The sequence below is a fragment of the Pirellulales bacterium genome, assembly GCA_035499655.1.
GTDB lineage: Bacteria > Planctomycetota > Planctomycetia > Pirellulales > JADZDJ01 > DATJYL01.
In genome coordinates this window covers 1-5553 of record DATJYL010000189.1, presented here as the reverse complement: position 1 = coordinate 5553, position 5553 = coordinate 1, and the positions used below count along the sequence as shown (strand labels likewise).

4 protein-coding genes are annotated in these 5553 nt (G+C 57.1%); all 4 read left to right on the top strand.

Annotation, left to right across the window (positions count from 1 at the left end; genetic code table 11):
* Nucleotides 1-312, top strand: a 312-nt coding sequence (locus tag VMJ32_13755) for a tRNA-guanine transglycosylase (protein HTQ40085.1), incomplete at its 5' end; no start/stop codon positions are given.
* Nucleotides 313-513: 201 nt separating this feature from the next.
* Nucleotides 514-894 (top strand): preprotein translocase subunit YajC, encoded by a 381-nt coding sequence (gene yajC, locus VMJ32_13750; GenBank protein HTQ40084.1) that lies wholly within the window; start codon nucleotides 514-516, stop codon nucleotides 892-894.
* A gap of 103 nt (nucleotides 895-997) precedes the next feature.
* Nucleotides 998-4435, top strand: a complete 3438-nt coding sequence (gene secD / locus VMJ32_13745; GenBank protein ID HTQ40083.1) for a protein translocase subunit SecD — start codon at nucleotides 998-1000, stop codon at nucleotides 4433-4435.
* 188 nt (nucleotides 4436-4623) lie between these two features.
* A complete protein-coding gene (locus VMJ32_13740; GenBank protein HTQ40082.1) occupies nucleotides 4624-5412 on the top strand; it encodes a LysM peptidoglycan-binding domain-containing protein in 789 nt (262 codons plus the stop codon).
* Nucleotides 5413-5553: the final 141 nt, after the last annotated feature.

Sequence of the window (5553 nt, the reverse complement as noted above, 5' to 3'; positions counted from 1 at the left end):
GGCCGCAATGCCATGGCCTTCACCGACGGTGGCACACTGCGGGTGCGGAATCAAAAATTCGCCGACGATCCGCGGCCGTTGGAAGAAGGCTGCCCCTGCCCTGCCTGCAGCCGTAGCCGCGGCTACTTGCGGCATTTGTTCATGGCCGACGAAATGCTCGGGCCGATTCTGCTGACGGCGCACAACCTCATGTACTATCAGCGGCTGATGTCCGGCGCGCGGCAAGCGATTGCCGAGAGTCGTTTTGCAGATTTCAAGGCGGCAAAATTACGCGGCTGGGGCGGGAACGCCGAATCTGCGAAGAATGAATGACCAATTTCCAAGCACCAATGACCAAGCTTCTAGCATTTGGTCATTGGGATTTGGTCATTTGTCATTCGCACATCGTTCCACCACTTCCTGTCGTCGTTTGTCGTTTCCCCTGCCCTTCCCCTATGCGCCGCAAGAGTTTAAGATATGCAATTCGCCCGCGGTGCGGAGCGAATTCCATGAAACGCAATCTTGGGGAACCCTGTGTTAGCCGGCATTTGTAGTTTTTTATTGCTCCTGGCCGACGATGCCGCAAACGGCGGCGCCGCTGCACAACAACAGCAGCAGCCGGGAAACATTTTGACCATGTTGTTTCCGCTGGTGCTGATTTTTGTGCTGTTTTATTTCATGATGATGCGTCCCGAAAAGCGCAAGCAGGCCGAGCACAAGGCGTTGCTTGAGGCGCTGAAAAAGAACGATCGGGTCGTGACCATCGGCGGCATTTACGGCGTTGTGGCCAACGTGCAGCGAGAGTCCGATCGGGTGACCATTAAGGTCGACGAAGCCAATAATACCAAAATCGATGTTACGTTTGGGGCCATCGCGCGGGTCGTCAGCGACCAAAGCGAAACGGAAGCGAAATAATCGAACTCGTTAGCAAATCATCACGGAGGGACAGCAAGTTTTCGCGCCACTCACAAACGCTTTAGCTGCTCTCTCCGCAGACTTCAAAGGAATGGAACACACCATGTCATCCGTGCACGCATTATTCACCCTGTTAGCTCAAGCGACGCCGGCGGCAGCCGGAGCTGCGGCGGTTCCCGCGGGACCACCGATTCCCTGGTATCACGAAGCATGGTTTGGCATTTTGATGGCGCTGATCGTGCTAACGGCGCCATTTTTTCTTGGCCAGTGGTGCGCCCAAAAACTACGGATGAACGATTACGCCTGGCGGATTGGGCTGTTGATTTTTTCACTCCTGGCCGGCATCGCCATTTGCCTCGTCGGCTGGCCGCCGAAGCTGGGCATTGACTTAAGCGGCGGCGTGATTTTGGTGTACGAGGTCGATCAATCGAAAACCAGCATGACCAATTTACCGGATGTCGCCGATCAAGTTCACAAAGCATTACAAGACGCCGGAATCGACAGCACGGTGACTGCTGATGAAGATTCGGGACAAGTGGACGTGACACTGGCGGGGGCCGATCCCGTGGAAACGGCGAAGGTGGAACAGCAGATTGGAAAATTCAAGGTGCCGGACGCTGAATTGGTGGTGGAAGCGCGTCCGATTCGCGCAGGCCAGCAAGTGCTGGTGTATGGCGTCCGCAACACGCGCACTGTGGATATGGATCGCTTGACCTCCGCAATTAGCAAGCGGGTGAATCCGGGTGGACAAAAGGAAGTGACCGTACGGCGGATGGGAACGGACCGGGTGGAAGTGATCATCCCGCAGGCGGAGCCGGCGGAAGTCGATTTGATTAAGGACAAAATCAGCACGGCCGGCGCCATGCAATTCCGGATTTTGGCTAACCCCAATGCGCCCAAGCACCGCAAATACATCGAGTTGGCCGATCAAACGACCGGGCACGACGTGAAAATGCCAAATGCGGAAGGGCAGGATGAAATTGTCGCGCAATGGGTGCCTGTGGATCAAAGCGAATTCTCCCACTCGCTGATGAGCCACGAACCTTCGACGGTCGCTCGGCAAAACAAAAAAGAGGAATGGGAGCGATTGGTGATCGTCAGTCCCGGAGACGTGGATGGCCACTATCTTTCCCGTGCCGCTCCCGCGAATGATCCGGAAACCGGCCGTCCGATGGTTTCGTTTTCGTTCAATTCGGAAGGGGCCGGGCTGTTTGGCGATTTGACGAGCAGCCATTTGCCTGATCCCAACGGTACGCTGGCCTATCAGTTGGGCATTGTTCTGGACGGCAAATTGATGTCCGCGCCGACCATTCGGGGGAGAATTAGCAGCACGGGGCAAATTACCGGCGACTTCACGCCCGAGAAAGTGCAGTTTTTGGTCGACATTCTGAATGCCGGCAGCTTGCCCGCGGCGCTGAGCAAAATTCCCGTCTCCGAATACTCGGCCAGCGCCCAATTGGGGACCGACACCATTCGGGCCGGGGCGTGGTCGATGGGGCTGGCTACCGTGGCGGTGCTGATATTCATGCAAATTTATTATCGCTTCTGCGGTTTGGTCGCCAACTTGGCAGTGTTAATGAACCTGGTGCTGGTCATGGCGGTGATGATTCTCATCAAAGCCCACCTCACCTTGGCCGGGTTGGCCGGGTTAGTGCTCAGCGTGGGCATGGCGGTTGATGCCAACGTGCTGATTTACGAGCGGATGCGGGAAGAACAGGAGCGTGGGGCAGCGCTGCGGATGGCCGTGCGCAACGGGTTTGGCCGCGCCATGACAACCATTATCGACTCGCACTGCACGACGTTGATTACGGGCATTGTGCTGTTTGTGATTGGAACCGATCAATTGCGCGGCTTTGCCACCACGTTGGTGTTGGGTTTGCTCTTGAATTTGTACACTGCCGTGTATTGCTCGCGCATCGTATTCGACATTGCCGAACGGCAGCATTGGCTGAAGCGGTTGAACATGCGGCACATTTTCGGCAAGACCAGCTTTGATTTTGTGAAATGGATGCCGCGCTGGATGGCGATTTCGGTGACGGCCATTTTGATTGGCATGGGAGCGGCCGTGGCGCGCGAAGCGGGATGGCTGGGGGGCGCAGGATTGTTCGGCATCGATTTTACCGGCGGCACCGCCGTGCAAGTGGTGTTCAACAAAGCGACCGACATCAAGCTGGTTCGCGAAAAGGTGACGGATGCGAAGCTGCCAGACGTTTCGGTTAGCGCCGTCGCAAGCAACGAGCTGGCCGAACACGATACGCACTTCAATATCGATACCTCTTATCAAGGGGAGAAAACCGGTGGCGAAAAGTCGAACGTGGAGGCCATTAAGGCGCTGAAAGACAAGCTGAAAAGCATTTTTGCGGGCCAACTGAAAATGTATTCCATGGAGATTGTGTCCGTGGCGGTGGCTTCACCGGATCATTCTGCGACAGAAGATGCAACAGCAACATCTACCGTTACCGATGCGAAGTCTGACGCTGCGGCAAGCAAAGATTCAGCCAAGGAAGCAGGCAAAGATGCAAGGAAGGATAAAGATGGGGCGGGTAAAGGCGCCGGCAAAAGTGACACAGGCTCCAAAGCGATGGCCGCGAAAGAAGCTGCCGGAAAGGGCGAAGCCGGAAAAGACACCGGAACTCAGAACGCCACGGCCGCGCCGGAAGCGGGCACTGTCGCCAAGCTGCGGTTTGCGGACGGCATTAATTACGCCTCGCTGGAAACTATGTTGAACGACGCTCGAGCGGCGTCCCAACTCCCCGAAGCTGTCTTCGACCTGTCGAGCCCCGATGCGGATTACACGCCTGGCAGTAGCATTACGGTTCAGGATTGGGACGTACGAGTTTCGTTGCCGCGCGAGCAAACCGAAAAGCTGCTTAGCACCGTCCAGCAACAATTGGCGGAGACGCCAGTGTTTCCGACGGCGAATAACATCGGCGGCAAAGTCGCCAGTGATACGGAGACGACGGCCTATTACGCTCTGGCGGTGAGCAACATTTTGGTGGCGGCCTATATTTGGATTCGCTTCCAGAATTTGATTTTTGGTCTGGCGGCCATTGTCGCGCTGATTCACGACGTGTTTATTGCCGTGGGCGCGCTGGCGCTTAGCTACTGGCTGGCCGGTCCGTTGGGATTTTTGCAGGTCGATCCGTTCAAAATCAGTCTGGAAGTGGTCGCGGCCTTGTTGACGATTGTCGGTTACTCGATCAACGACACGATTGTGGTGTTCGACCGAATTCGCGAAATCCGCGGTAAAAGTCCCGACTTATCGGCCACCATGATCAATCAGGCGGTCAATCAAACGCTGTCGCGGACCATTTTGACCTCGGGCACGGTATTTTTGGTAACATTCATTTTGTATTTCTTTGGCGGCGAAGGAGTGCATGCCTTTGCCTTTGCCATGATGATCGGCGTGCTGACCGGGACGTACAGTTCGGTGTTCATTGCCGCGCCGATTTTGCTGTGGTTCAAGCGCCCGAGCGTCCCTACCGGCGGCATGGTTCGCACCACGGGCGGCGGGGCGGTTCGCGCTACTGGCGCCGCTTGATGCGACGGCCGGAAGCGGCCTGCGTAAACTTTGCAGCCTGTCGCACTTGTAGCGACGCGCCGGTGCGCTTTATTGCGCGGCCGTTTCCGCCCTTGGCCATTTCTCCTTCGCCCGTCCGATAGCAGAAAATGGTGGATTCTCAGGGCTGTTCAATTGGAACCAGCGGATCAAGGCCGGAATTACGCATCGTGGACCGTCGCAAAAAGATCATTCTGGCTGCTGTGGTGTTGGCGCTGGGCGTTGCGTTGGCGCTGCAGTATCGCAAGATCGAACAGGTCAAGTCGCATTCCTCGCCGGGTTCAACATGGCGCGAAGCGGTGCAGCCAACGGTAAGCAACCCTACTACGAGCAACGCTGCGCCCGGTGCGGGCCAACAGCCAGCGGCAACCACAGCTTTTGATGGCCGCATTGAGGCAGCGCCTGGAAGCTCGAACAGCCAGGAGAATGAGTCAACGCACTCATCATCCCTGGCTCCTACTGTCGCCCCGCCAGACTCAATGGTGGATTTAGATGCTCCAGAGCAAACACACAAAATTGTAGACGGTGACACGCTGCAAAACCTGGCGCAGCGCTATTTGGGCCGTGCCGATCGGTACCTGGAGTTGTACGAATACAACCGGGACGTGCTCCGTAGTCCGGAGGTGTTGCCCATTGGCGCAGAATTGCGGATTCCTTCGAAGGTGGCGCTACCAGCCGCCGGCGATACCAGTTTGCTGCCATCGGCTCCGGCGACGCCGATCGCTCCGCTGGTGCCGTTGCCCGCGGCACCAACTGCCGCCGGCAAAACGGCTTCGGCTGTAGCTGCCCAACGCGCTAGCCAGCGCACCTACACGGTGCAGCCGGGGGACAACCTAGTGGATTTGGCGCGTCGATTTTACGGCGACGGCCGACGTTATGAATCGCTCTATGAAGCGAATCGCCGCGTGATGCACAATCCAACGGATTTACGGCCCGGCATGGTGCTGGTCGTGCCGTGAGCAGCGGGCGGCAGGCGGCTGGCAGCAGGCAATTCAGAACTCAGGATAGTTGAAATTTTAAACAGCCGACGGCACTTTACCTTGTATGCGGCTGCACGATCGGTTCCCGGCTCCTCCGACCGCCTTCCGCCCGCTGCGTAC

Coding starts and splice junctions, on each gene's coding strand:
- secD (HTQ40083.1), top strand. CDS start 998: ATGTCATCCGTGCACGCATTATTCACCCTGTTAGCTCAAGCGACGCCG.